At 35.8% G+C, this 3767-nt stretch carries 5 protein-coding genes; all 5 read left to right on the top strand.

Annotated features, from left to right (window positions below):
- The coding region (locus PVK62_RS17035; protein WP_274445572.1) for a hypothetical protein at nucleotides 1–210 on the top strand (210 nt) is incomplete at its 5' end.
- Nucleotides 162–485: a hypothetical protein gene (locus tag PVK62_RS17030; RefSeq protein ID WP_274445573.1), complete on the top strand. Its 324-nt coding sequence runs from the start codon at nucleotides 162–164 to the stop codon at nucleotides 483–485. The genes PVK62_RS17035 and PVK62_RS17030, both read left to right, overlap by 49 nt.
- Nucleotides 486–1178: 693 nt before the next feature.
- On the top strand, nucleotides 1179–1631 hold the full coding sequence (locus PVK62_RS17025; RefSeq protein ID WP_274445574.1) for a hypothetical protein: 453 nt from the start codon (nucleotides 1179–1181) through the stop codon (nucleotides 1629–1631).
- A gap of 148 nt (nucleotides 1632–1779) precedes the next feature.
- Nucleotides 1780–2283 carry a hypothetical protein gene (locus PVK62_RS17020; RefSeq protein WP_274445576.1) on the top strand — a complete coding sequence of 168 codons (504 nt, stop codon included), beginning with the start codon at nucleotides 1780–1782 and terminating at the stop codon, nucleotides 2281–2283.
- Nucleotides 2284–2984: 701 nt separating this feature from the next.
- Nucleotides 2985–3449, top strand: a complete 465-nt coding sequence (locus PVK62_RS17015) for a GNAT family N-acetyltransferase (RefSeq protein ID WP_274445577.1) — start codon at nucleotides 2985–2987, stop codon at nucleotides 3447–3449.
- Nucleotides 3450–3767: the final 318 nt, after the last annotated feature.

Below are 3767 nucleotides of genomic sequence, written 5' to 3'. Positions count from 1 at the left end.
CACAAAGTATATATGCATATAACAAATGCATCAACACGATTTGCTACATTCGGCGTTGTCGGTTTCTTTGAGTTTACTGTATTAAGTGGTAAATTTAGGCTTGGTTTGCATAGTAGCAAACGTGTTATGCAGGCGTTATGCGTAATAAATGGAGGTATTAAATGCTCAAGTTTAATCAAGAATCGGGCTGGTCTTTTGAAAATGAATTAAGATGTTTTATTATATTTAAGCGTCTTGAATTAGTTGATTTTCCCAGAGGAATGCAGAGTGATTTGTGTCATGTATTAGCTGACTCAACAACATTAAGCTTTAGCTCGGTGAGCGCTAAAGTTGGTAATTACAAGTCTGAAATGGGAGTTAATAATCCATCTCATTCTTCAGAAGCTACAAAATATATAGTTAAAAGTTTTGGGTTAATGAGTTTGTTGGAATTAGAGGCATTATTGACAGGTTATTTAATCGGTAAAAGTGAGAATTACGCATAACAAAGCCATCAACACGATGCTTATAACATTCGGCGTTTTTGGTTTGAAGTATAATTGGTTTGGAAAGTTGGTCGTCAGCACGTGTTATGGCGGCGTTATACGAACTCTGAGAATGCAGTTTTTTGGTTCAGTTTGGCGATTGAACCATTAGTTTTTTAGGCGTGAAAGTAGGGTGGTTTATCTTTTTCTTTGTTGCCTTTTGGTTTCCATTTCATCAGGTTCGGCATTGAACTATTATTGCCCTAAATTCAGGCGTTTCAGCGGCTAATTTACGCTTCAATTGTTCTTTGGTTATGCCTCATTTTAGTCTGTATCAGTGTTTTTCTCTCAGTATTTTCAATCCCAATTGTGGTTAGGATATTTGGTTTATCAGTTCCAAACAGGCTGAAACCAAATCGTTCAAATGGTGTAAGAAAAAGGGATTGTTTCGTTTCACAGTTATTGTCGTTGATTGGATATTTTGCTCGCTTAATTGAGCCAGTCTAATTAAACTCAGTTAACAGCAAATCTTGGTAAATCAGTTCTTTACCAAGTTTACCGAAGCGAAAGCAAGGCTCGTATAACAAAGCAATCAACACGATGCTATTTACATTCGGCATTCGCGGTTTGGAGTATAATTGGTTTTGTAAGTCGGTCTTTCGCACGTGTTATTGCGGCGTTATGTTTCAAAATAATCAATATAGGTAGTAAATTATGAGTCAGTTGTTTGAAAATATACCTTCTCAGGTAAGCAAATATTTAAAAGGTATGGGTAGCTATGATGATCCATGTTTTATGCTGATATGTGTTGAAAAGGAAATCACTCCATTTATTGAGATGATCGAAACGGAGGTTGATTCTGAAAAACCTTATGATAAGACCAGTATTCAAATTACTGAAAATTTATACTTTATTTCGCTTGATTGTAAGCATGAGACAATGTCGAATATATTAGCTAAGCTTCATAAAAGTATGGGCGAATCAAATATCAATCCTCATATATCTGTTTTCCGTCATAATTGTTTAGGTGAAGCAGAAGAAACATTCTCATGGTGTGGAATGCTTCTGAATGAAGTAAAAGAAGAGTTTGGAGATAATGGTGGGTATAAAGTAAACGATTTTCAAGATAGAAAAAACTGGCCGGGTATAAAAAAATACATGGAATAAGAAACATAACAAATGCATCAACACGATTTGCTACACTCGGCGTTGTCAGTTTGTCTTTAGTTTCAGTGATTAAGGCAGTAAAATTCAGCTAAGTCTGTATCGTAGCAAACGTGTTATGCAGGCGTTATGTGGCAAATGGAGTTCATATATGGGAAGAGAGATCGCACCTCAAGAGTTAAGCTATTTTTATCAAAAAACAGGAGAGGCGATTTGGCATCTCCAATTTGTTGAAGATTACTTAATTAAGTTATATTTGGTTGGTTCTATTCACTTAAAGATCAATGGAATAACAGGTAAAAACGTAGAAAGTAAGTCAAAGCAATATAATAAGAAAACCTTAGGGCAATTAATAGGTTTACTTGATGGAAGTGAAATCGTTACTGATGAGTTTATTGAAAACTTAAAGGCCTACAACGACATTAGAAAATGGGTTGTTCATAACTCTATGCGAGAAACAGAAAATTGTCTATATTCTCAACAAGACCGTGATTTTTTCATTAATCACACAACAAAATTTACAGATATGTCAGTTGATATTCAAAAGGATATCGAGGCGAGGTTGTGGGAGTTAACTATCAGTGGAGGTATATCTCCTGAAGAAGTAATATCTCGGGCAAATTCTACGGTAGATGCGTGGAAAAATGCCACATAACAAATGCATCAACACGATTTGCTACACTCGGCGTTGTCAGTTTGCCTTTAGTTTCAGTGATTAAGGCAGTAAAATTCAGCTAGGTCTGTATCGTAGCAAACGTGTTATGCAGGCGTTATACGAACTCTGAGAATGCAGTTTTTGGCTCAGTTCAGCGATTGAACCATTAGCTTTTTAGGTGTGAAAGTAGGGTGGTTTATCTTTTTCTTTATTGCCTTTTGGTGTTCTTTTCATCAGGTTCGGCATTGAACTATTATTGCCCCAAATTCAGGCGTTTCAGCGGCTAATTTACGCTTCAATTGTTCTTTGGCTATGCCTCATTTTATCCTGCATCAGTGTTTTTCTCTCAGCATTTTCAATCCCAATTGTGGTTAGGACATTTGGTTTATAAGCACCAAACTTTCTGAAACCAAGTCGTACAAATGGTGTAAGAAAAAAGGATTGTTTCGTTTCACAATTATTGCTGTTGATTGGATATTTTGCTCGCTTAATTGAGCCAGTCTAATTAAACTCAGTTTACAGTAAATCTTGGTAAATCAGTTCTTTACCAAGTTTATCGGAGCGAAAGCAAGGCTCGTATAACAAAGCAATCAACACGATGCTAATTACACTCGGCATTCGCGGTCTAGAGTATAATTGGTTTGGAAAGTAAGTCGTTCGCACGTGTTATTGCGGCGTTAACTGAATTCAAGTGAGGTTCTATGGTTTTAATAAGACATTACACTGAAAATGATGCAGAAGCTCTCTGGCACATATTTTTTAATACCATCCGAATTATCAACTCTCGTGACTATTCTCAATTACAAGTTGAAGCATGGGCTCCAGAATCATTTGATTTTTCAGTTTGGAAAACAAAAATGAGAACGATAAATCCATTTGTCGCAGAAATTAATGGTGTAATTGTTGGGTATACTGATTTGCAAAGTAGCGGCTTAATAGACCATTTCTTTTGCCATCATGAATTTCAAGGTAAAGGTGTAGGTCGTGCTTTAATGGATCACGTAATGTCCCAAGGAAAAGCTCTTAACATTACTCGTTTTTATTCTGAAGTTAGTATTACAGCTAAACCATTTTATGAGCATTTGGGTTTTACCGTGGTTAATGAGCAAACTATTGAAGTTCGTGGTGAAAAGCTTGTTAATTACGTGATGGAGAAATTCAGTTAACAAATGCATCAACACGATTTGCTACACTCGGCGTTGTCAGTTTGCCTTTAGTTTCAGTGATTAAGGCAGTAAAATTCAGCTAGGTCTGTATCGTAGCAAACGTGTTATGCAGGCGTTATGCCGCTTTTGTGAAATTTATAGTTATTATTACCGCATTCTATTTTGCTGTGATAAAATATTTATTTTATGGAGAGTTACACTAAATGAAAAAGTTTAAAGGTCTAATCGTTACTTCTTTGATTTTGTTAAGTGCACCTTCTTATGCAAATGTTAATGACCTCGTTAAACAATCTAATGATCAATTTTACATTGGTGCTG

It is taken from the genome of Aliivibrio sp. S3MY1, assembly GCF_028765575.1.
Lineage (GTDB): Bacteria > Pseudomonadota > Gammaproteobacteria > Enterobacterales > Vibrionaceae > Aliivibrio.
This window is presented reverse-complemented; position numbering and strand designations above follow the sequence as displayed.

Excerpts from the sequence above, each read along its gene's own strand:
- PVK62_RS17030 (WP_274445573.1), top strand. The coding sequence starts at position 162 with ATGCTCAAGTTTAATCAAGAATCGGGCTGGTCTTTTGAAAATGAATTA.
- PVK62_RS17015 (WP_274445577.1), top strand. The coding sequence starts at position 2,985 with ATGGTTTTAATAAGACATTACACTGAAAATGATGCAGAAGCTCTCTGG.
- PVK62_RS17025 (WP_274445574.1), top strand. The coding sequence starts at position 1,179 with ATGAGTCAGTTGTTTGAAAATATACCTTCTCAGGTAAGCAAATATTTA.
- PVK62_RS17020 (WP_274445576.1), top strand. The coding sequence starts at position 1,780 with ATGGGAAGAGAGATCGCACCTCAAGAGTTAAGCTATTTTTATCAAAAA.